This is a genomic window from Bacillus cereus group sp. N11 (assembly GCF_016483605.1).
Lineage (GTDB): Bacteria > Bacillota > Bacilli > Bacillales > Bacillaceae_G > Bacillus_A > Bacillus_A toyonensis.
In genome coordinates this window covers 1-235 of record NZ_JAEHBN010000110.1, presented here as the reverse complement: position 1 = coordinate 235, position 235 = coordinate 1, and the positions used below count along the sequence as shown (strand labels likewise).

Below are 235 nucleotides of genomic sequence, written 5' to 3'. Positions count from 1 at the left end.
AGTTAGTTTGTCTAGCATCTAAAAATAAAAATTGACGTTTCACGTTGTTTGTTTCGTTCAGTTTTCAAAGAACTAATGGTGGAGCCTAGCGGGATCGAACCGCTGACCTCCTGCGTGCAAGGCAGGCGCTCTCCCAGCTGAGCTAAGGCCCCAAAAACAATATCGGGAAGACAGGATTTGAACCTGCGACCCCCTGGTCCCAAACCAGGTGCTCTACCAAGCTGAGCCACTTCCC

General features: G+C 49.8%; 2 tRNA genes. Both read right to left on the bottom strand.

Features of this window, described 5'->3' with window-relative positions:
* Positions 1–76: 76 nt before the first annotated feature.
* A tRNA-Ala gene (locus JDS98_RS29905) sits at positions 77–152 on the bottom strand.
* A gap of 10 nt (positions 153–162) precedes the next feature.
* Positions 163–235: transfer RNA gene (locus JDS98_RS29900), tRNA-Pro, on the bottom strand.